The organism is Plantactinospora sonchi, assembly GCF_036422035.1.
GTDB classification, from domain to species: Bacteria; Actinomycetota; Actinomycetes; order Mycobacteriales; family Micromonosporaceae; genus Plantactinospora; species Plantactinospora sonchi.
On the sequence record NZ_JAZGQK010000031.1, the window covers coordinates 34,858 to 56,388 of the forward strand.

General features: G+C 71.8%; 17 protein-coding genes and 1 riboswitch. Of the genes, 5 read left to right on the forward strand and 12 right to left on the reverse strand.

What is annotated here, in order from left to right; translation table 11 throughout:
* Nucleotides 1–84 precede the first annotated feature (84 nt).
* A riboswitch (cobalamin riboswitch) is annotated at nt 85–213 on the reverse strand.
* A gap of 240 nt (nt 214–453) precedes the next feature.
* Nucleotides 454–1,437: a TetR/AcrR family transcriptional regulator C-terminal domain-containing protein gene (locus V1633_RS30100; protein WP_331217681.1), complete on the reverse strand. Its 984-nt coding sequence runs from the start codon at nt 1,435–1,437 to the stop codon at nt 454–456.
* 209 nt (nt 1,438–1,646) lie between these two features.
* Here V1633_RS30100 and V1633_RS30105 point away from each other — a divergent pair, with 209 nt between their 5' ends.
* Nucleotides 1,647–3,311, forward strand: a complete 1,665-nt coding sequence (locus tag V1633_RS30105; RefSeq protein ID WP_331217682.1) for a carboxylesterase/lipase family protein — start codon at nt 1,647–1,649, stop codon at nt 3,309–3,311.
* 339 nt (nt 3,312–3,650) lie between these two features.
* On the forward strand, nt 3,651–4,715 hold the full coding sequence (locus tag V1633_RS30110; RefSeq protein ID WP_331217683.1) for a lytic polysaccharide monooxygenase auxiliary activity family 9 protein: 1,065 nt from the start codon (nt 3,651–3,653) through the stop codon (nt 4,713–4,715).
* Between the two features lie 113 nt (nt 4,716–4,828).
* Here the strand turns inward: V1633_RS30110 and V1633_RS30115 are convergent, their stop codons facing one another.
* From V1633_RS30115 to V1633_RS30130, 4 genes are all read right to left on the reverse strand, one after another.
* Entirely contained in the window at nt 4,829–5,635 is an 807-nt protein-coding gene (locus V1633_RS30115; protein WP_331217779.1) for a class I SAM-dependent methyltransferase, read from the reverse strand.
* 172 nt (nt 5,636–5,807) lie between these two features.
* Entirely contained in the window at nt 5,808–8,228 is a 2,421-nt protein-coding gene (locus V1633_RS30120; RefSeq protein WP_331217684.1) for an ABC transporter permease, read from the reverse strand.
* Entirely contained in the window at nt 8,228–8,935 is a 708-nt protein-coding gene (locus V1633_RS30125; RefSeq protein ID WP_331217685.1) for an ABC transporter ATP-binding protein, read from the reverse strand. Before V1633_RS30125 ends, V1633_RS30120 begins: the two co-directional genes overlap by 1 nt.
* Nucleotides 8,932–9,453, reverse strand: a complete 522-nt coding sequence (locus tag V1633_RS30130) for a PadR family transcriptional regulator (protein WP_331217686.1) — start codon at nt 9,451–9,453, stop codon at nt 8,932–8,934. Before V1633_RS30130 ends, V1633_RS30125 begins: the two co-directional genes overlap by 4 nt.
* A gap of 178 nt (nt 9,454–9,631) precedes the next feature.
* On the opposite strand from V1633_RS30130, the gene V1633_RS30135 reads away from it, so the two are divergent.
* Nucleotides 9,632–10,312, forward strand: a complete 681-nt coding sequence (locus V1633_RS30135; protein ID WP_331217687.1) for a hypothetical protein — start codon at nt 9,632–9,634, stop codon at nt 10,310–10,312.
* Between the two features lie 33 nt (nt 10,313–10,345).
* Here the strand turns inward: V1633_RS30135 and V1633_RS30140 are convergent, their stop codons facing one another.
* From V1633_RS30140 to V1633_RS30165, 6 genes are all read right to left on the reverse strand, one after another.
* Nucleotides 10,346–10,975: a response regulator transcription factor gene (locus V1633_RS30140; RefSeq protein WP_331217688.1), complete on the reverse strand. Its 630-nt coding sequence runs from the start codon at nt 10,973–10,975 to the stop codon at nt 10,346–10,348.
* Nucleotides 10,972–12,252, reverse strand: coding sequence for a sensor histidine kinase (locus V1633_RS30145; RefSeq protein WP_331217689.1), 1,281 nt, complete (start codon nt 12,250–12,252; stop codon nt 10,972–10,974). Before V1633_RS30145 ends, V1633_RS30140 begins: the two co-directional genes overlap by 4 nt.
* A 3-nt stretch (nt 12,253–12,255) precedes the next feature.
* On the reverse strand, nt 12,256–12,996 hold the full coding sequence (locus V1633_RS30150) for an ABC transporter permease (RefSeq protein ID WP_331217690.1): 741 nt from the start codon (nt 12,994–12,996) through the stop codon (nt 12,256–12,258).
* Between the two features lie 10 nt (nt 12,997–13,006).
* Nucleotides 13,007–13,915 carry an ABC transporter ATP-binding protein gene (locus V1633_RS30155; RefSeq protein WP_331217691.1) on the reverse strand — a complete coding sequence of 303 codons (909 nt, stop codon included), beginning with the start codon at nt 13,913–13,915 and terminating at the stop codon, nt 13,007–13,009.
* A gap of 440 nt (nt 13,916–14,355) precedes the next feature.
* A complete protein-coding gene (locus V1633_RS30160; RefSeq protein WP_331217692.1) occupies nt 14,356–16,194 on the reverse strand; it encodes a glucuronyl esterase domain-containing protein in 1,839 nt (612 codons plus the stop codon).
* 466 nt (nt 16,195–16,660) lie between these two features.
* Nucleotides 16,661–19,030 carry a polysaccharide lyase family protein gene (locus V1633_RS30165; RefSeq protein WP_331217693.1) on the reverse strand — a complete coding sequence of 790 codons (2,370 nt, stop codon included), beginning with the start codon at nt 19,028–19,030 and terminating at the stop codon, nt 16,661–16,663.
* A 664-nt stretch (nt 19,031–19,694) separates the two neighbouring features.
* On the opposite strand from V1633_RS30165, the gene V1633_RS30170 reads away from it, so the two are divergent.
* On the forward strand, nt 19,695–20,573 hold the full coding sequence (locus V1633_RS30170; RefSeq protein ID WP_331217694.1) for an aminoglycoside phosphotransferase family protein: 879 nt from the start codon (nt 19,695–19,697) through the stop codon (nt 20,571–20,573).
* Nucleotides 20,574–20,701: 128 nt separating this feature from the next.
* Here V1633_RS30170 and V1633_RS30175 read toward each other — a convergent pair whose 3' ends face one another.
* The gene (locus tag V1633_RS30175; protein WP_331217695.1) at nt 20,702–21,127 is read right to left on the reverse strand and encodes a VOC family protein; all 426 of its coding nucleotides are present in this window, start codon (nt 21,125–21,127) and stop codon (nt 20,702–20,704) included.
* Nucleotides 21,128–21,192: 65 nt separating this feature from the next.
* On the opposite strand from V1633_RS30175, the gene V1633_RS30180 reads away from it, so the two are divergent.
* Complete coding sequence (locus tag V1633_RS30180; RefSeq protein ID WP_331217696.1) at nt 21,193–21,519, forward strand: trypco2 family protein; 327 nt, start codon at nt 21,193–21,195, stop codon at nt 21,517–21,519.
* Nucleotides 21,520–21,531 lie beyond the last annotated feature (12 nt).

Here is a 21,531-nt window from a genome sequence, read left to right on the forward strand (position 1 = left end):
TCGGAGCGGTGACCGACGCACCGCGTCCGCCCGGCCGGCGTACGGCCCTGGCTGACCCGGGCTCGATCCGTAGACCACGACGTTGAGCCGCTCACTCCCCACGCGGGCATTCCGACTCACGGGCCCGGACCGACAGGATCGGGCTCGCACACGGTTGCGGGTCAGCGCCGGCTTCGCACCGGCTTCCCCCGCGCGGGAGCAGATGAAGTTGTCCGCACCCGTCGGCGCGAGAGCCCTGAGGCTACGACACCGCCCGGACACTCGATGCGTTCGTGAGACGCAGATCATGGATCGGCTGGACGTCCGGACCCTGGTACGGCTCGCCGTGGAGGCCGTGATCGACGCGGCCGGGGTGGCCGACGCCGGCGCGAGGATTTGATCGTCGAGCCGGTGGTGCTCCGGTCCGCCGTCGGCTGGCCAGTTCGGCGGCGTGCGGTCGCAGTGCCGGTCGGCTCATCGGGCGTGTTCGTCCAGCAGCGCGGAGATGCCGTCGAGGGTGCGCGCCAGACCGAACTCGAACAGGGTGTCGATGTTGAGGTCGACGTCAGGCCGGGTGGTGATGCCGGCGAGGATCGGGAACGCGCCGGTGCGCAGTACGGCGGCCAGGCTCTCCCGCTGCGCGTGCATCCACTCGTCGTCGGTGAGTCCGGTGTCCTGTACGGCATCCGCCTCGCGGTCCAGGTTCACCGCCGTACCCCGCACGAAGTTGCCGACCATGGCGGCGACGTGCACCAGCGTCGTCGCGTCGAGGCCCCGACCGGCGACCGCGCGCATCGCCCATTCGGTGTGCGCCATGGCGTTCGGGGCGAACAGCGGGCGGGTCAGGGACACCACGTGTGCCAGCCACGGGTGGCGGCGGTACATCGCCCACTGCGTCCGACACAACATCTCGAGTTGCGCGCGCCAGCCGGCCGGCGGCCGCAGCGGTACCGGGTACCCGGCGAAGACGGTGTCGGCCATCAGGGTGACCAGGTGTTCCCGGCCCCGGACCCGGTGGTGCACCGAGACGGTGGGCACGGCGAGGTCGGTGGCGATCCGACGCATGGTGGCGGCCGGCATCCCCTCCGCGTCGGCGATCTCGATGGCTCGGCGTACGACCCGGTCGAGGAACACCTCGGCGTCGGGTCGGCCGGGGACCCGCTCTCCGGCCTGTGCCGCGGCGGCCGGGGCGTGCCGTCCCGCTCGACGGGGCCGTCCCGGGTCGACCGACCGTCCGGACACGACGGTGCCGACCCCGGGTACCGCTTCGACGAGCCCTTCCTGCCGGAGCAGGGCCAGTACCCGGCTGGCCGTCGCCATCGCCACGCCGTGGTCGCGCATGATCTGTCGGGTCGACGGAACGCGTTCTCCCGCGCCGATGGCGCCGGTGATGATCTGGCGGCGCAGCTCGGCCGCGATGCGGGCGTAGGGCGCCCCACTTTCGCCGTCCGGTGCCAACCGCCTCTCCTCTCCGGCTCGCCCGGGTCCCGGTCTAGTGCACCCGGCGGCGTCGAGCCTAGCCGTCCGGCAGGCCCGGGCGGGTCCGGCGCCGGCCCGGTCCCGGGTGCACTAGCGCGCGCCGGCTGGGACGGACGACCGCCGCCCATGCTTCCGGTACCGACCCGCGCGGCGTCGCGCGGCTCGGCCGACGAGAGATGGAGCGAGTGATGAGAATGACTGGTTGGAGTGCCCGGCGCTGGCGGCTTCCCGGGGCGGTCGGCGCCCTCGGTGCCGTCATCCTGACGCTGGCCGTGGCACCGACGGGCGGATCGGCGACGGTGGACACCGACAGCCGCAGCGACCGGAACCCGGCCGTGGTCCGCACCGAGAGCGGTGCCGTCCGCGGCACGGTCGCCGCCGACCACCGGAGCTTCCTCGGCGTACCGTACGCGGCGCCCCCGGTCGGCGCGCTGCGTTGGACGTCGCCGCGTCCGGCACCGGCCTGGACCGGAGTCCGGGACGCGACCGTGCCGGCGCCGGCCTGTGCCCAGTTGCCGGGTCTGCCGATGGACCGGCCGAGCGTGGCGGAGGACTGCCTGTACCTGAACGTGACCACTCCCCCACGCGAGTCGGAGCGACGGCTTCCGGTGCTGGTGTGGATCCACGGCGGGCACTTTCTGTTCGGCCAGGGCGACACCTACGGAGGGCAGCGGCTCGCGGCCGACGGTGACGTCGTCGTGGTCACCGTGAACTACCGCCTCGGCCCGCTCGGGTTCCTGGCGCTCCCGGGGCTGGAGTCGGCACCGGGCGCGGGCACCTCCGGCAACTTCGGCCTGGAGGACCAGCAGGCCGCGCTGCGCTGGGTACGGGCCAACGCCGCGTCCTTCGGCGGCGACCCGGGCAACGTAACGATCGCCGGGCAGTCGGCGGGCGCCACCAGTGTCTGTGCGCACCTGGCGGCCCCCGGCTCACGTGGGCTGTTCCACCGGGCGATCGTGCAGAGCAACGCGTGCACCAACCCGGTACGGACCCGGCGGGAGGCGTACGCCGGTGGTGCCGCGCTCGGCACCGCGGCCGGATGCGACCGGCATCCGGCCGGTGTCGCGGCCTGCCTTCGTGAGCTGTCCGCGTCGGAACTCGTCGAGCGGGCCGGCTACCCCGGTCGGGGGCCCTGGGAGCCGGGACTGGTCGCCGGTGGTCCGGTGCTGCCGGTCGACCCGGCCGCCGCGCTGGCCAGCGGCGCGTTCCACCGGGTCCCGATGCTGGTCGGCGTGACCCGGGACGAGTACCGCGCGCAGGTCTGGGGCATGGAACGCACCGGAATGCTCTGCCCACCCAAGAAGCAGGCACCCTGCCCGCTCACCGGCACCCAGTACCGCGAACAGGTCGAGGCCACCTTCGGCGCCGACGCCCCGGCGGTGTTGCGTCGCTACCCGCTCCCCCGGCCCGACAAGGCGAGCGAGGTGCTGGGCGCGGTGATGACCGACCACCAGTACGTCCGACCGATGCTGGACACCGTCACCGCGACGAGTCGCCACGTGCCCACATACGCGTACGAGTTCGCTGACCGGCAGGCGCCGTTCTTCACCGAAGCCGCGACGCCCAGCTTCCCGACCGGCGCCTACCACCTGTCCGAGCTGCCGTACCTGTTCGCCGTCGGTTATGCCCGTCCGCTCTCCACCGACCAGACGGCGCTCTCGACCGCGATGGTCCGCTACTGGAGCAGCTTCGCCCACACCGGTGACCCCAACCGGTCGGACCTGCCCGAGTGGCCGCGGTGGCAGGCTCAGGCCGGGTACGTCCAGGCGCTCGCGCCCGGTCGCGACGGCATCGGCCGGACCGACCTCGAGCGCGACCACCACGTGCCGTTCTGGCGGTCGATCATCGACTGACGGGCGGCGGCCCGCTCCGTACCGTCCCGGACCGGGCGGCCGGAGAGCACCGTCGGCCGGACCGCTGTCCCCGGCAACGGGTCACCGCGGTCCGGTCGCGGCTGTCAGGTGAGCGGACCCACGGCCCCCACGTCGCGGAGGGTCCGGCGGGTCTTCGACAGTGATTGAGTTACCTACATGGATGCAGCTGGTAGCATCGGCGCCGGGAGTCCAGCCATCAGAGGAAGCGCAACCCCACAGCGCGCGCTTCCGAGGTCCATCATGTTGATCGGCGCGTGTTTCCTCGCGGGTCCGGGCATCCCGTCGAGCGACACGTGCCGGCGGAACGCTGGAGCATCGATGAAGTTCTCACGAACAGCCCGCCGTCTGATACTTGGTACGGTCGCCGTCCTCGCCACCGGGTTCACGATGGTCGTCGTCAACCACGCCGGCCCGGCCTCGGCGCACGGATCGGTCACCAACCCGCCGTCCCGGAACTACGGATGCTGGGAACGTTGGGGTGACGACCACCTCAACCCGAACATGGCGCAGACCGACCCGATGTGCGCCCAGGCGTGGCAGGCCAACCCGAACACGATGTGGAACTGGAACGGCCTGTTCCGGGAGAACGTCGGCGGCAACCACCAGGCCGCCGTCCCGGACGGGCAGCTCTGCAGCGGCGGCCGCACCCAGGGCGGGCTCTACGCCTCGCTCGACGCGGTCGGCGCGTGGGTCGCGAAGCCGATGCCGAACAACTTCACCCTGACGCTGACCGACGGTGCCCGACACGGTGCCGACTACATGCTGATCTACATCACCAAGCAGGGCTTCGACCCGACACGGCAGCCGCTCACCTGGGGCAGCCTGGACCTGGTGCTGCGTACCGGCAGCTACCCGACCACCGGTCTGTACGAGGCCCAGGTGAACGCGGGCAACCGCACCGGGCGACACGTCATCTACACGATCTGGCAGGCGAGCCACCTCGACCAGCCGTACTACCTGTGCAGTGACGTGACCTTCGGCGGTGGCGGAGGCGACCCCACGAACCCGCCGCCGACCACCCCGCCGCCCACGAACCCGCCGCCGACGACCCCGCCGCCGACCACTCCGCCGCCGGCCGGCAACGGTGGCTGCACCGCGACCTACACGAAGACGAACGAGTGGTCCGGTGGCTTCGGCGCCCAGGTCACGGTACGGGCCGGCAACGCCGCCATCTCCGGATGGACGGTGCGCTGGACCTGGCCCAACGGCCAGAGCATCACCAACTCGTGGAACGCGTCGATAACCTCGAGCGGGTCGGCGGTCACGGCCGCGAACGTCGGTCACAACGGCACGCTGGGCGCCAACGCGTCGACCAGCTTCGGATTCAACGGTTCCTGGACCGGCACGAACGCCGCACCGGCCCTGACCTGTACGGCGACGTAAACAGCATGGACAAACGGGGGTGGCGCCTGTCGGGTGCCACCCCTGTTCGTTGCCCGCGGAGGCCGGCGGCACGCGTGCGCACGCCCCGCCGTTCGGGCCGGCGGCCCGGCGGATCAGTCGAGCCGTCGGGCGATCTGGAGCATGTTCAGGTAGTGCTTGCGCACCGTCCCGGACGGACGGGCGGCGACCAGCTCCCGGATCCCCGTGAACAACGTCCTCCGCTGCCAGGACGAGGCCGCGATGTGTCCGGAGTACGTGGAGATCAGCTCCAGGTACTCCTCGACGGTGTAGTCCCGGCTCCAGACGTAGCGGTGCACGACCGGCTGCGCGAAGAGCCCGCTGTCGACGATCGCGTCGACGTCCGGGGCCGCGATCGCCTCGGGAGGCTTCGGGCCGCCCTGCCCGTCGCCCATCCCGACCTCGTCGTAAACGCGCTCGACCTGCTGGAAGAAGTCGTCGCCGCCGGGCGGTGACACGTGCTCGGTGGCGACGATCGCCAGGTGACCGGCGGGACGCAGCAGCTCGGCGGCCCGCCGGTAGGCGACCCGCGGATCGAGCCAGTGCCACGACGTCGCCGCGAAGACGAGGTCGAACGGCCTCCGGTCACCCGCCTCCCAGCGCTCGAACGGCGACACCACGACGTCCACGTCGCCGCGCTCGGCGAGTACGCGGCGGGCCACCGCGGCCAGCTCCCGCCCCGGCTCCAGGGTCACCACGCTCCAGCCCCGGTCGAGCAGCCCTCGGGTGGCCTGACCCGTGCCCGTGCCGACCTCCAGCACCCGCGTCCCGGCGCTCGACAGCCCCGTCGACGCCGCCAGGTCGGCGAACAACCGCCCCGGGTAGCCCGGTCGAATCCGCGCGTACGACTCCGCGACCGTGTCGAACGTCGTGGCGAGCCCCGCGTACGGCTCCTGCGCCATCACCGCACCTCCTCGCACGAGTATCCGCGCACGCCACCCGCCGGGCGCCGGCCGGCCCTCGGCCCGACGGACCCGGTCGGTCAGGTACGCCAGGTGGGACGGCTTTGCCTCACCGTCCCGTACCGCCGGTCACGGCGGGGCCGCCTCCGGGGAGGCGGCCCCGCCGTCCGGGCTACTCGGATCGGAGCGCGTCGGGGCGGGTGGCGGACCGGACGAGCGGCAGGGCGGCTGCGGTGGCCAGCACACAGGCCGCGACGGCGGCGACCCCGATCGCGACATAGCCGGTCCAGGGCAGGGCGACCGCCACCGTACCCGGGTCGCTGTTCAACAACCGCACGTACAGCCACGAGGTGGTCGAGGTGACGACAATCGCCAACCCCACGCTGAGCAGTAGCGGCAGCGCGGTGTGCAGCAGCACGCTGCGGCGCAGCAGCCGGGCCGGTACGCCGATCGCCGTCAGGGCGGCGTGCGCCCGCCGCCGTTCCCGGATCGCGTCGGTGGTGGTCACCGCGAGGGAGAGCCCGCCGGTCAGCACGACAGCGAGCGCGACGATCACCGCGACCTGCCGGTAACCGTCCGACTCGGACCGTTCCAGGACGACGGATTCGCGGGGTGTGGCCGGCGGCAGCGGGAGCAGCGTCGCGCCGAGCCCGCTGCGGACCGCCTCCACCGTGTCGGCGCGGCCGTCGGTGCCGACCAGCAGGGTCGGAAACCATCGGTCCACACCGATCCAGCCGGCCAGCACTGACGGCGGGACGAGGAGGTCACCCCGGATCGCGAAACCCACGGGCGTGTCGTCGCCCAGCCCGGCGGGAAGCGTCAACGTCTCCAGCGCGGCGGGGAGGCGCAGCACCGGTGCGGCCGGATCGGAGCGGTCGCCGTCCGCGCCGAGCGGCTGGAGCTGCCCCGCCGAGGCCAGGGTGGCGGCGTCGAAGGAGCTGTCCGGCAGGCGGTGGACGGTGTCCGGCCGACAGCCCGGCAAGCCGCTTCCCAGGACGGCGGCGAGCTGTCCGCAGTCCGCCACTATCGCCCGGACGCCCTGATCGGTCCGTGGGTCGCCGTTGAACTCCCGCGACATCGGCACCTGCGGCGGCAGCAACGTCACGTTCCGGACGGCGGCCGTCACGTGGACACCCGGTACGGCGCGCAGCGCGGCCGTCGCCCGGTCCACGTCGGAGGCGTCGCCCAGGGTGACCACCACCGTGCCTTCGGGCAGCACACCGATCAGGTGGCCGTTGCCCGTCGGTGTCACCGGGGCCAGGACCGGGAGCAGCGCGACGAGCCAGCCGACGACGACAACGGCGAGCGCGGTGCCGACGACGGCGCGGGCGGCGGTGGCCGGGTCCCGCAGCATCCGTCGCCCCGCGATCTGGCCGGCCACACCGGGCGCCCAACGGGCGAGCAGCATCCCGGCCAGCCGCGACAGTGGCTGGGCACCGACCGCGATGCCGAGCAGGCAGGCCACGGAACCGCCGAGGAGCAGGGCCTGGGCGTGCCAGGCACCGGTGCTCAGCGCGGCACGGTCGACGTACGCCGCGGCCAGCGCGAGCAGGCCCACCGCGAGCGGCACCAGCCGGTCCGTACCGGCCTGGGGTCGGGCAACGTGTCGACGGGTGGCGAGCGGCGCGCGTACCGCTCTGCGCAGCGCCAGTACCCCGGCGGTGGCGGTCAGCACCGGCACGCCGACGAGGACGGCGAGCACGGCGGGCAGGGGTGGCGCGACGTCGGTGGCGAACAGGCCGTCCCGTACCGGGACGAGCACCGCCGTCGGGGCCCGGAGCAGGTGGAAGAGCGCCAGCCCGGCGACGGTGCCCAGGGCGCCGATCGTCGCCCCTTCGATCCCACCGAGCCGGCGGAGCTGACGGGGTGTGGCACCGGCGAGCCGGATGGCGCTGGCCCGCCGTTCCCGGGTCGCCGCGGAGAGCCGGGTGGCCGTCCCGACCAGCACCAGCACCGGAACAACCAGGCCGACACCGGCGAGCGGGACGAGAACCGCGAGCGTCGCGGCCGAGTTGGACTCGCTGCGTTGACCGGTCCCGTCGGTGTACGCGGCCTGCGAGCTGAACAGCCCGCCGACCGGCCGTGCGAAGCCGGTCGCGTAGCCCTCGCCGCCGAGGGTGCCGGGTGGAACACCGGCGACCGCGTACAACTCCTCGGGCCCGACGAGCCCTGCCGGGCCGACCTGGCCGATCACCGGGCCGGGCAGTCGGGGGGCGAGTTCCGCGCCGTGCGCACCGGCGAGCGCGCGAGCCAGCTCAGGGGACGCGAAGACCTCACCCGGGCCCGGGGTACGCGGAATGCCGGGCGGCGGCGCGACCGGCGGTCCCACCGTCTCGACCAACAGCACCCGCAGCTCGCGGCCCCGCCACACGCCGACCGACAGCCGGGCGTCGACCCCTTCGGCCCGGTCCGGGCCCGGCTCGACACCCCGACTCGTCGTCTTGGCGGTCCGCTCGGACGCGGCCGGCAGCACTCCCAGCACGCCGAGGAGCAACCCGACTCCGACGGCGACTCCGCCGACCATCATGACCTGCCGGATCCGGCTTCCACTGAACGTGAGTCGCAGCCCCAGCGCGACGTCGAAGCCGCCCATCAGATGCCCGCCGGAGCGAGCACGGCACCGTCGCAGAGGCCGACGACGCGGTCGGCGTACGCGGCGACGCGCATCTCGTGGGTGACCAGCACGACCGACGTGCCCTCCGCGCGGACCGCCCCCATCAACTCCTCCATGACCAACTCGCCGTTGAACGTGTCGAGCGCGCCGGTCGGCTCGTCCGCGAACACCACCCGCGGCCCGGCCACCAGGGCGCGCGCCACCGCGACCCGCTGCCCCTGGCCACCGGACATCTCGCCGGGGTGTTTGCCGGCGACGTCGGCGACACCGAGGCGATCCAGCCACTGCCGGGCCTGGTCCTCGGCAGGCCGTCGCCGGGCGCCGCCGAGCCGCAGCGGCAGCGCGACGTTCTCGACGGCGGTCAGTTCCGGCACGAGCGAACCGAACTGGAAGACGAAGCCGAACTCGGCGCGCCGCAGTCGGCCGAGCGCCTCCTCGGAGAGCTCGTCGAGGGCGGCCCCGCGGTAGCGGACGCGGCCGCTGTCCGGGCGCAGGATGCCGGCGAGGCAGTGCAGCAGCGTCGACTTGCCCGAGCCGGAGGGGCCGAGCAGCGCCACCACCTCGCCCGCGCCGATTTCGATGTCGACGCCGTCGAGGGCACGGGTCGGCCCGAACGACAGCCGCAGTTCCTCCGCGGTCAGGATCGGTTCCGGCACGACGGGCTGTGCCGTGGCCGCCCCGGTCACGGGAGTTCCTCCGCCAGGCGGTCCAGCCGGGCCGCGGTGTGCTCGAGCCAGCGCAGGTCCGCCTCCAGGTGGAAGATCGTGAAGTCGCAGGAGAGGACGGTGGCCAGGTCGGCGCCGCTCTTGCGTCGTACCAGGTCCTGCATCGCCGCGGTGTGCGCCATCCGTTGCGCCCGCAGCACGTGGTCCGCGGGCCGACCGGAGCGCAGCGCGAGGATCACCTTGGTGAAAACCGCCGACTGCAGGTACGGCGAGTGTCCCTCCGGCTCGGCGAACCACTTCTCCAGCCGGGTCACCCCGTCCGGAGTCAACGCGTACGTGGTGCGCTCCGGGCCGCCGACCTGCTCGACCGAGACGACGTGGATCGCGCCGTCCCGACACAGCCGGCCGAGAGTGGCGTATACCTGGGCGGGTTTGATCGACCGGCGTTCGCCGAACGACGTCTCGTACTCTCGGCGCAGGTCATAGCCGTGCCGCGGCGCGGGCTCGAGCAGACCGAGAAAGGTTTCTGCGATGGTCACCGCATATTAGTAACCGAGTTACTAGTTGGGTGTCAAGCACCCCACGACGTCCGCGCGCCGTTCTCCGCCGACCGGGTTCGCGCCGCCCGACAGGCGGTGACAACGGCGACGACTCCGGCGGTACGTCGACCGGTGATGGTCACGAAGCGACAGTTCAGCCGCGCACTAACCTGCCCCCATGGCCTACCGCGTCGGGGACGTGCTCCGGATCTCCTGCCCGTTCGCGCCAACGGTCGTCACCCACGTCGACGAGACAGACGTCGTGGTCCGCTGGCCGTGGTGGGAGATCGACCCGGACGCGGAGGGCGTGCGCTGGAACGGCGAGGCCGCGCTGTGCCACGCCGATCCGGACGCGTTGTACACGACTGACCCGCCGGCCGGCCGTCTCGCACCCGGCGACGCCTGCCGGGTCGGCATCCCCGCCCGGATCATCCACGTCATCGAGGTCCACGAGTACGACCCACCACAGGAGACCGGCTGGCTTCCCCGTCCGAGCCTCGTCCTGATCGTGCTGCCCGCCGGGGAGGCTCCGGACCCGGCAGCGGAGTTCCAGGGCACGGGCATCGAGCCCGACGCGGGTGTCCCGTTCACGCTCGAACCGGTCTTCCGACCGTACGCCTTCCTGGAGGCGGGCGACGACGTCGCCGACGCCGACGGCCGGGCGTGGCGTTTCGACGGCCCGTGGGCCTGGGTCGCCTACGACGGTGCCGGCGGTGTGCCGGCCTGGCCCCTGACCCTGCTGACCGGCCGGGCGGATCCGGCGGCGGTCGCCGCCGCGACCGCCGCCGGCTCACACGAGGCCGAGGTCGCCCGCTGGCGCCGAGCGGCTGGCCTGCGAGACGACGCCCGACCCTGCTGAACCGGCCACCGGCGGGCCGGTCCGGGCCCGGCGTCAGCGGCGCGGTGTCAGATAGCCACGGGAGAACGCGGTAGCCACCGCGGCCGCCCGGTCGCTGACGCCGAGTTTCGCGTACACGTGCAGCAGGTGCGTCTTGACCGTCGCCTCGCTGATGAACAGCTGCCTGGCGGCCTCGCGGTTGGTCGACCCCTGGGCGATCAGCTGCAGGACCTCCAGCTCACGCTGCGACAGCGGCTCCGAGGCGGGCTGGCGGATCTGCCCCATGAGCCGGGTCGCGACGGCGGGAGAGAGCACCGCCTGTCCCTGCGCGGCCGCCTCGACGGCGCGGAACAGTTCTTCCCTCGGCGCGTCCTTGAGCAGGTAACCGGTCGCGCCGGCCTCGATGGCGGGCAGCACGTCGCTGTCCGTGTCGTACGTGGTGAGCACCAGGACGCGTGCCGGAACTCCGCGTTTCGCCAACTCCCGGATGGCGGTGACGCCGTCCGTCCTCGGCATCCGCAGATCCATCAGGATCACGTCGGGCCGGAGCCGCTCCCCGGCGGCGATGGCCTCGGCGCCGTCACCGGCCTCGCCGAGCACCTCGAAGCGCGGGTCGGCGCTGAACATGCCCCGCAACCCGTCCCGTACGACCGGGTGGTCGTCGACGATCAGCAGTGAGATCACCGCCCACCCCCGGCGGGAATCGCCGGCACCGAGGCCGAGATCGCGGTGCCGCCGCCCGGCTCCGACTCGACGTCGAGCCGGCCCGCGAGGCGCTGCACCCGCTGGCGCATGCCGGCGAGCCCGAACCCGCCGTCCGTGGCACCGTGGGCGCGCCTGGCGTGGGGGTCGAAACCCACGCCGTCGTCCCGTACGTCGAGCGTCACCAGGTCCTCCATGTACGACAGGGTCAGGCCGACCCGGCTGGCCTTCGCGTGTTTGGCCACGTTGGTCAGCGCCTCCTGCGCGGCCCGCAGCAGCGTCACCTCGACGTCGGCGTGCATGGGCCGGGGGTCGCCGGTGGTGGTCAGCACCGCCTCGATGTGGTGCACCTCCGACCAACGCCGGGTCACGTCGCTGATCGCCTCGGGGAGCCGGGCCTCGGCGAGCACCTCCGGCTCCACCGCGTGGACCGTCCGGCGGGCCTCGGTGAGGCTCTCCCGAGCCAGGTTCATCGCGTTCGTCACGTGCCGGCGCACCACCGCCGACTCGTCCAGCGTCTGCTCGGCGGCCTGGAGCTGGGTGAGGATGCCGGCGAGGCCCTGGGCCAGGGTGTCGTGGATCTCCCGCGCCATCCGCTGCCGCTCGTCCAGCACCCCGGCCTCGCGCGCCTGGACCAGCAGCTGGGCGTGCAGGCCGGCGTTCTCCTCCAGCGCCGCCTCCAGCTTGACGTTGGCCTCGTGCAACTCGACGAGCGCCTGCTTCTGCTTGCGGTTGCGCTGCTCGCCCATCTCGACGAAGTAGGAGAACGCCCCGGCCAGCGCCGTGCTGATCAGGCTGATGGCGATCCACGCCCACCACAGGCCGTCGATGATGTTGGCCAGCCCGCCCAGGTACGCCGCCGCCGAGATCGTCGCCGGGGCGGTGACGCCGGCGTACCGCCAGCGGCCCCGCAGGTACTCGAACGCCTGGGGGTAGCCGACGAAGGCGAAGAGGCCGTACCACGGCGCGAGCGCCACCAGACCGGCCGTCAGCACCATCAGGCCCAGGTAGTACCCGCCCATCAGCGGGGCGTTCCGGTGCCACTGCGGGTGGAGCGTGTGGAACCAGAGCAGCCAGATCGCGGTCGCGATCGAGAGTCCGAGCACCACCGGCAGGTGCGGCGACACGTCCCAGAGCGACAGCAGCAGCGAGACAAGGGTGCAAACCGTCAGGAGGAGGTACGGAAGCGCCTGGAAGGCCGCGTTCTCCGTGCGCTCCCAGCGGTCGAACTCCGCACGCAGTTCGGCCTCGATGCTCACGATCTACTCCCAGCGGAAGTACCGTGCGGCCAGCCCGCCGGCCACCAACGTCCAGCCGATCATGACGGCCACGTGCAGTAGTTGCGGCCAGTGACCGGCCGTGGCGTCCTGCAATGATTGCACGCCGGCGCCGAGCGGGGTGAAGTCGCTGATCGTCCGCAAAACGTCGTTCATGCTGTCGCGCGGCACCCAGAGGCCGGCGAAGAACACGACGGGAAAGAACAGCAGGGTCCCGATCGCGCCGGCGCTCCTGCCGGTCGGCGCGATCGAGGCGACGAGCAGACCGATCGCGAACATCGCCAACGCCGCCAGCACGTAGCCGACGAGGTACGCCGGCACCTGCCGGGGCAGGCGGACATCGAACGCCAACCGGCCGACGGCGAGTACGACCAGCATCGTGACGACGGACATGATCGTGGACATCAGCAGCTGCGCGCCGAGCATGACCCTCGGCTCGACCGGGGTGGTCCGCAGGCGTCGCAGCACGCCCTTCTCCCGGTAGGTGGCGAACAGCTGGCACAGGCTGTTGAGCGCGAACATGGCGAGACCCATGGCGACGATGATCGGCGCGTACAGGTCGATGACCCGCAGACCGCCGAGGGTCTCCTCGGGCTGCCGGAAGGCGGGGATCGCGCCGAGGATGCCGAGCAGGATCGGGGGGAACCCGAGGGTGAAGAAGACGATCATCGGCTCGCGGAAGAACAGTCTGGTCTCGGTGGCGGTGAGGCGGTACAGCGCGGACATGGTGGTCTCCTCAGGCGTCGATGGGGCGGCCGGTGAGCGCGACGAACGCGTCGTCGAGCGAGGTCTGCTCGACCCGCAGATCGGCCGCGATGACCTGGTGGCGGGCGAGCACGGTGGTGACGGCGAGCAGCAGGTTCCCCGTACCGGTCACCACCAGCTGGCCGCCGGCCCGCTCGACCGACGTGACCTCGGGCAACGCGGTCAGGACGGCGTGGTCCAACGGCGCGGACGGCCGGAACCGGATCCGCTGCCGGTCGTCGACCCGCGCGACCAGCCCGGCCGGCGAGTCGAGCGCGACGACGCGGCCCGAGTCGATAACGGCCAGGCGGTCACAGAGCCGTTCGGCCTCCTCCATGAAGTGCGTGACCAGGAGAATCGTGACGCCGCGGTCGCGGACGCCCTCGATCAGGTCCCAGGCGTCGCGTCGCGCCTGCGGGTCGAGGCCGGTGGTGAGTTCGTCCAGCACCGCGACTCTCGGGTTGCCGACCAGCGCGAGGGCGATCGACAGCCGCTGCTTCTGCCCGCCGGACAACCGCCGGAACTGCGTGTTGAGCTTGTCGGCGAGGTGCAGGGTGTCGATCAGCTCCCGCCAGTCGACGGGGTCGCGGTGGAAGGAGCTGTACAGCTCCATCGCCTCGCCGACCCTGAGCTTGTCGGGCAGCTCGCTCTCCTGCAGTTGCGCGCCGAGCAGCTGCCGCAGCTCACCGGTGTCGCCCTGCGGGTCGATGCCGCAGACCCGTACGGCGCCGCCGTCCCGGGCGCGCAATCCCTCGACGCACTCGACGGTGGTGGTCTTGCCGGCCCCGTTGGGGCCCAGGATGCCGAAGATCTCGCCCTGCTCGACGGCGAAACTGACCCCGTCCACGGCGGTGTGCTCGCCGTAGCGCTTGACGAGGTTCTCTACCTCGATGATTGCCATGTCAGAAGCGTGCCGTCCGCACCCCGGCGTCGAATCGACCACGCAGCCACGGCTGGCGCGGGACCCGGTGGGTCTGCCGGTCAACCGATCGGTGGACGACGGGTCAGCCCGTACCGCGTCCGGCCGGGATCACCCGACTGCCGAGACCGGCCGCGCCCGGCGGTGGCGACGGCACCACCTCTTCGGCCGCCCTCCGCGACACTGTGATCCGTACTGCCCGGCGCCCCTTGCGGGGCCGGTCGGGCTTCGGGAAGGCCACCGGGCCGACGGCGAACAGCGCCAGCGCGGCGCGACCAGGGCAGCCGGACGGCGTACCCCGGCGCGGCCGGGCCGACGCCGGAGTACGCCTCGCGGTCGGCGCCAGCCGGTGGCGCCGACCGCCCGGTCATCACGCCCGGGCCTCCCGGTGTGCGACCCGGTGACCTTCCGACCAGCCACGCCTACGGGCGGTCGTGACCCGGTCGGATCGGATGGCCACTGTCGGCAGCGGTGATGCTGGTGAAGGTGTACGTGTCGTCGCCGATCCTCAGCGTGGTCACCACCGGCGCGTCGGCCCAGCGGGAGCTCGTGTGCCGGACCCGGATCTGTTGTCCGTTCTCGATCACGCCCGGCCTACTGCTCCAGCCTCCCCTGGTCTGGTACTCGCCGTTGACGACGCTGACCCGGGTCGGACCGGTCAGGCCCTCGACCTTCCACTTCCGGCTGGTCACCTTCTTCCCCGACCTGACGTCGGTGACGTCGGGGAACGGCGCGAGATCAAAGACCTTCTTGCACATCTCGACGAACGCGGGCCACCCGGGAGAGTCGACATGACCGGCGTTCTGCCGCCGGTAGCCGACGTACCCCTCGATGAACGCCTCGTCGAACGGCGGAGTCCCACCGATCGACTCGCCGGGGCCCGAGGTGAATTCGGTACCCGGAGGCACGACCAGTCCGTCGACACCGACCAGGTGGTAGACCGCGGTCGCGTGGGCGGCGGCCAGGTACATGCCCCGCGGGTCGGCCCACGCGTCGCTGGCGTTGCCGCCGGTGATGTAGACCACACGCGGCGCGGCCAGTGCCACCATCGAATGTCCGTCGACGCTCATCAGTTCCAGCCTGCGCGGCTTGTAGGTGCCGTTCTTCACCAGGCCGACACCGGGGTTGTCCGGATCGTCGACCAGCGGACCCATCCACTTGAAATAGTTCCCCGCCATCCAGTGGTACTCCAGGCTCTCGCCGGCGTTGTTGGGGTAGTCGCCCTCCACCTCGAGATCCTGTCCCCAGTGGCGGCGGTTCATCCTCGCCCCGAGAGATCCGGACGAGCTGGCGTAGGCCGCCTTGATCCGGGGATCGAAGGCGGCGGCGACGGTGGTGGCCTTTCCGTACCGCGAGTGCCCCTGCACCCCGATCCGGTTGGCGTCGACACCGACGTACCCGGTCGGCGCGTCGAAGAAGTCGATGAACCGGCTGATGCCCCAGCTCCACGCGGCCAACGTGCCCCAGTCGTCCGGCTTCCGCCAGTTGCCCTTGTTGATCAGGCCGATGATGTAGCTGGACATGTTCGCCCCGCCGCTGTCGGGCTGGAGCTGGGCGTTGGCGAACCCGAGGATGCCCCACCCCACCGGCCCCAGGTGCGACCATCTCTCGGTTCCGCTTCCCGCACCACGGAACACGATCACCACCGGGACCTTGGCCCGGGCGTCGTACGCCTGTCGGGGGATCCGCAGGGTGCCGAAGAGCCGTGGCGCGTTCCGCAGCTGCGGATAGCGGGACGTGTCGATGTTTCCGGTCACCGTACGCTCGGCGTACTCGACGCCGTCCGCCGTGCCGTACGAGACCTCGCCGAGCTCCCAGGTGATCTTCGGCCACAGGCGGCGGTCCGGGATCCTGCCGTACAGCTCCTCCTGGGCCGCCTTGAGGATCTCCGGGCGGCGCCTGTTCCACCAGTCGTCGGGCGTCCGCACCCGCGTCCCGTCCTTCATCGACAACAGTTCGATCGGGGTGTATTCCCACCCGTCGACCTCGGGGTTGTCGCCGGTACCGAGTCCGACCGCGCCGTCGCCGGTCGCGTCGTCATAGCTCGTCCAGAGTCCACCCAGTGCTCCCCTCCGCACCGGCTGGCCGAGGGCGTCGAACCAGAGCCGGGCAGCGGGATCCCCGGTCACGTTCGACGACCGGTTCGGGTCGTCGAGCCACGACCCCAGGCTCGGCAGCCGGATACCCAGCTGGCAGAGCATCTGGTCCCGATCCTGGACGGTGCTGATGGGCAGTGTCGGGAACGCGCCGAATTTCGCCACGCATCCGTGCACCGCGGCTCCGCCCCGCGCGGCGGGGATCGTCGAACCCGATGCCGAGCCGGGGGCTGTCGCGACCGCCAGGCCCAGGGGCGAGGCACCGACGACTCGGAGCAGGGTCCGCCTGGTGGTGCCCCGCTCCCCAGCCGGGTCCGGACCGGAAGTACGGCCTGGATACGGAAGTTCCGGATTTTCCATGGGTTCTCTCCTGTTGGATCGGCGCCTGTGCCTCGAGCGACAGGGACGGGAATGGTTCAGGGCGCCGCACGACGACGGTCGCGGGGTCACCACCGGCGTCGGCGTGTGGCGCCGGCCCCGGTCGGATCGGGTACACGGAGAATGCCGGCGGACCCGTACGGCACGGGTGGCCTCGTGCCCGTGCGGCGGCGGGCACGAGGCATCACCAGCGACGGGGTTTCTCATCGGTGGTCGCCGCCGGACGCCACCTGGTCGGACCCCGGCACGGGCGTCAGCGCCCGGTGAACGCGGCCCGGGTCCGCCCACCGTTCGCACTGACCCTGACCTCGAACCTGCTCCGGAACAGATTCGGGGCGCCGGTGAGGTCCACCCGCACCTCGAACCTCGCGGTCCCGCCGGGCGGGATGCTGGCCGCGACGGGGACCGGGAACCGACCCGGGTCCCGGCTCGTGATGGCGTGGCCTGACCTGCCGGCCTTACCCGGTCCGGTCGGTGCGAAGCCGTCCAGCCGTACGTCGTTGGCGGCGCCACGGCCGGTGTTGGTCACCTCGACCGTCCAGACCGTGGCACCGGGCCGGCCGTGGTGCCCGCGGTCGACACCGACCACCCGGCCGGTGAGCCGCGCGGGGCGGGGCGCCGAGTCCTCGTCCGCCTCCAACAGCAGCGTGTCCCAGCCCAGCCCGTTGCCCTCCGGCGCGCCGGCGCCCCGGGTGAACGTGATCGTGTTGGTCCCGACCACCAGCATCGACGCCGGGAACGACAGCGTGGCGAGCCGGGGGAATCCGCTGCGGTCGGCCTGGCGGGCGATCGTCGAGTCGTTGTTGTTCGGCAGCGAGCCCGTGATGCCCGTCGTGGAACCGTTGACGGCCACGGTGGGCCGGCCGCTCCGCTGCATCGAACTGGAGACCGTGAGGTACGCGGTGCCGGTGTACGCGCGGTCCAACTCGAACGCGATCGTCCAGGTGCCCGCGTTGGTCTGGGCGTAGTACCAGTCCTGGGGCTCCCAGCTCTCCCCGACGGTGAACGTGAGGTCCCCCGGTACCCGGGCCGGCTTCTCGAAGTTGCGCGGGTTGGTGAACGTCTCCGGGTCGGTGGCGAGGGCGAACTCGCCGCCCATCCGGTCGGCGGCGCCGATCTGCCAGAGGAACGTGCTGTGGTTGGTCGGTGCCCACTCGATGTCGCCGAGATCGTGCCGTCGTCCGCTGACCGTGATCCCGGTCAGCTTGAGCTGGTCGGTCACCGACCCGGTCGCGGCGAAGACATAGAGGTTGTACGTGCCGGGCGTGCGGGTGCCCGGCTGCCAGGCCGGCGGGATTCCGGGCAGGCTGAAGCTGCCGTCGTCGGCGGTCTTCACGAAGTAGGTCGGCTCGTGGATGGTGTAGACGTCGGCCACGTCCTGGGTGGACAGCAGCACCCAGTGCCCGCCGGCGGGCCGGCCGTCGGCGATGCGCAGCCGGCCGGTGACCGTGGTGCGCTGGCCGGGCGGCGGGTAGAAGGGGTCGACGATCCAGGACGAACCGGCCCGGTTCTCCGCGATCTCCGCCTTGGCGATCTCGGCCGCCTCGGCGATCATCGCGTCCGGGTCGTCCGGGTCGCCGGTGTTGACGAACGTGAACCACGGCCCGTACAGCCGCTGGTATCCGGCGAACAGCGGATACGCCGGCAGCCCGTAGTGGTTGGCACCGAAGTAGTTCAGGATCAGCGCGTCCTGGTGGATGGCGAGGTCCTGGTGGTTGGGGCCGACGCCGTAGAACGCACAGAGCGTCTGGTCGGTCACCCCGCCGAGCGGCGTGAACCAGGCGCCGAATCCGTGTCCGTAGTGCCCGAACATCGGGTTCTCGTGGTGGTACAGGCTCCAGTCGTACTTGGAGTAGACGCTACCGGGCGGCAGGTTGCCCGAGTTGCTCTCCGGCGAGGGCAGGTCCGGGTTGTTGATGCCGTCGACCCGCCGGGCCTCGTCCTGGACCGCGACCTGCGTACCCAGGTAGGCGTACGTCGGCTGCTGACCCTTGCCACGCTCCCAGTTGAACGCGTGGTCCAGGATGGCCCGGTCCCAGCGGGTGTTCATCCGGACCTCGTTGATGGACTGCGCGACCACGGCGGTGAGGATGTCGTACCCGTAGAGGCCCCGCCGGCCGCGCCGCATGATCAGATGGTGCTCGTGGCGCAGCCGCGGGCTGGTGTTGTCCACGAACGCCACCTCGACGAGATCTCTGCCGACCCGCAGTACCCGGACCTCGGTACAGACCAGCCGACTGGATCCGCCGCCCGCGTCGACGTAGAACGAGTGCTGGCGGTCCGGGTCGCGGGGCTCCGTGCCGTTGAGGTTGTGCGCCAGTTCCACGCCGTCCACCACGACCGAGGTCGCGGTGATGGAGACGTCGGTCCAGCCGGTGACGATGCCGCCGGCCGCGTCGTCCCGGCCGAAGGTGAACCGGATCAGTCCGTTGTCGAGCACCAGCGTGTTGATGTCGCCCGGGAACGGGTGGCTGCCGGGCGTCGCCGGCGCACCGTTGATCAGGATTTGTACGTCAGGCGCCTTGGGCCCCGCCCAGGCGACGTCCCGGCCCAGCAGGACGGGAGCCGCGGCGGCGGCGCCCACCAGTCCGAGAGCGGTTCGTCGGGACACTTCTGCGGCCATGTGACTGATCCTCCTGTCTGAATGCCCGAAGACGGCGGTACCGGAGCGGCCGTCGTGGGCGTCGAACGAGATGTCAGATTCGGAGCGGCACCGTGCGTCGGTCAGGTCGACGGTGACCCGGGGGTGCCCATGGCTCCGGGTGGACAGCGTCGCGGGCGAGCGTGATCGGGTCGGTCCCGACCGCGACCGCCCCGCCGAGCCGAACGCTTCTCGCCGGCGCCGACGTGGAGCGTTCGGCAGGTGATCAGAGCCTGGTTGTTGTCCATGGCACCGCTCCCGCCCTACAAACGATTCAGCTCCGCCCGCGCGGCGATCGAGGGCCGCGCAGCGGGTCGAGCTAGCCGTGTGAGGCCGAGAAACACAGCGGCAGGTGGACATGCCGGCGATGGCGTACCCATTGCCGGGAAAGCGCTTGCTTGAATCGATTCAGGTTTCAAGAATGTTGCGGCAGCGCGGGCGGCCTGTCAAGGGGTCGGCAGCCTGACACCGGTAGCCGGCCCGGTCGACCGTGGTCGCTCCCGGCCGGCGCGAGGACGGAAGGTCGTCGCGGGAATTCGCGGTCACCCGAGGGCCGGGGGCGAATTCGGTTGCCGTCGGGGCGTCCTCACCGTGACGTTGTGGCGTGACCTCTGACCCGGACACCGTCCCCGTACCGGATCGACGCATGGTTGATGTGGCTCTGGCGAGACGGTTGATCGCCAGGCAGTTCCCGCGCTGGGCTCACCTGCCCCTGCGGCCGGTCGCCACCGGCGGTTGGGACAACCAGACCTTTCACCTCGGTGACCGTATGTCGATACGGCTGCCCACGGCCGCGGAGTACGCGCTCGCGGTGGAGAAGGAACACCGTTGGCTGCCGGTACTCGCGCCACAGCTGCCGCTGCGGATACCCACACCGCTGGCGAAGGGCGAGCCCGACGAAGAGTTCGGCTTCCACTGGTCCGTGTACGAATGGATCGACGGCGACGTCGCCGGCATCAACACCATCACCGACCTGACCGGGTTCGCGGTCAGCCTGGCCACCTTCCTCGTCGCGCTGCGACGCGTCGACCCGACCGGCGGACCCGAGCCGGGGCTGCACAACTGGTTTCGCGGTGGGCCGCTGCGGGTCTACGACCCCCAGGCGCGACGGGCGACCGAGGCGCTCGACGGCCGGGTACCCCGGGATGTCGTCACCGAAATCTGGCAGTTGGCGCTGCGCGCGTCCTCGGACAGCCCGCCGGCGTGGTTCCACGGTGACATCGCCCCGGGAAACCTCCTGGTCCGCGACGGCGCGCTGGCCGCCGTCATCGACTTCGGCACCTGCGGCGTCGGCGACCCCGCCTGTGACGTGGCGATCGCCTGGACGCTGCTGACCGGAGCGAGCCGCGAAGCGTTCCGCGCGACGCTCGACACGGACCCTGGCACATGGGCCCGTGGACGGGGCTGGGCGCTGTGGAAGGCGCTGGTGGTCTACGCCGGTGCGCCGCACCGCGATCACCCTGTGGCAGAGAAGGCCGCACGAGTGGTCGACGAGATTCTCGCCGAGTACGCGGAAGCCGGTTGACCAGGAGGGCCACTCCCGCCGACGCCACGGTGACGCAGCCGCATGACGACGTTTCGCTCTTGACCGACGATGGACCCGCAGGCCACGGAGCACCACCTGGCCCCGTTGTGCGCCCGAGAGGCGTTGGACTACTTCATGGCGGCGATCTGGATCAGGTTTCCGCAGGTGTCGTCGAAGGCGGCGGTGACCACCGGCCCCAGGTCGGTCGCCTCCTGGGTGAACTCGACGCCCAGCCCCTTGAGCCGCTCGACCTCGGCGTACACGTCCTCGACGGCGAACTGGGTGAACGGGATGCCGTCGGCGACCAGGGCCGTCTTGAACGGACCCGCCGCCGGGTGACCGTCCGGCTCCAGCAGCAACTCGACGCCGTCCGGGTCGGCAGGGGACACCACGGTGAGCCAGCGGGCCCCGCCGGCGGGGACGTCGGTCTTCTTGGTGAACCCCAGCTTCTCGGTGTAGAAGGCCAGCGCCTTGGCGCGCCGCTGCCGCCCGCCGCTGCCGCGCGCCGCGGCGGAGCGCTCGCCCCGTGCGCCGACTCGGCCCCGGCCCGTCATGGACCCTGACTGATACGGTCCACTGTGCGACCGCCGGGCCGGTCGAGCGGAGAAAGGGCGAGCCAGTGACTATCGACGACGACGCTCAGGGATGGGGCCTCGCTGAGGCGATCGAGGCCCTGAAGGCCGATCTTGCGGCAGCCGCCGTCACACGGACCAGCTATCCGAAGTTCCCGGTGACGTCGGCGACGATCGAGCTGAAGGTCGTCGCGACACGCACCAAGACCGGCAAGGCCGGGTTCAAGGTTCCGTTCGTCCAGACAGAACTGGGCGGCGAGTTGAGCCACAACAACGAGGTCGTCAGCACCGTGACCGTGCAACTCGGAGCTCCGGTGGACGCTCAGGGCAACCAGGTGAGCATCTCCGACTCGGCAGACCAGTTGAAGCGGTGAGGTGACCCGTAG